General features: G+C 70.5%; 1 protein-coding gene. It reads left to right on the top strand.

The window, feature by feature from the left end; translation table 11 throughout:
• Positions 1-112 precede the first annotated feature (112 nt).
• Positions 113-468 (top strand): AAA family ATPase (locus tag CWM66_RS28440; protein WP_146159979.1); only part of this gene is annotated, 356 nt, incomplete at its 3' end.

Genomic DNA, 468 nt, shown 5'->3' with positions numbered 1-468 from the left:
GATGGCCAGCGCGTCCCCGACGACCTGCACCGGGCCAATGCGGCCAGCCTGGTGCTGCGCCTTGAAGATTTGCGCCGCGCTGCCGATAAGCCCTGTACTCCGGCGCAGAACCATGCCGTCGCGTGAATACGCCAAGCTGACCAACGCCTTCCCGCTGACTGCGACCCGTAGCGAGCCCCTGGGCCCGGTGCGGACCATCGCCGTGACCGGCGGCAAGGGCGGCGTCGGCAAGACCAACCTCTCGGCGAACCTCGCCGTGGCGCTGGCCGACATGGGCAAGCGCACCCTGCTGCTGGACGCCGACCTGGGCCTGGCCAACCTGGACGTGATCCTCGGCCTGTCGCCGAAGTTCACCCTGGCCGACCTGATCGCCGGCCGCTGCACGCTGGAAGAAGTGCTGCTGGAAGGTCCCGGCGGCGTGCTGGTGGTGCCGGCCGCCTCCGGTCGCCGGCACATGGCCGAACTGGC

It is taken from the genome of Kosakonia sp. H7A, from assembly GCF_003028445.1.
GTDB classification, from domain to species: domain Bacteria; phylum Pseudomonadota; class Gammaproteobacteria; order Enterobacterales; family Enterobacteriaceae; genus Kosakonia; species Kosakonia radicincitans.
Note: the sequence above shows the minus strand (reverse complement) of the source record. Positions and strands in the feature narration are given on the sequence as shown.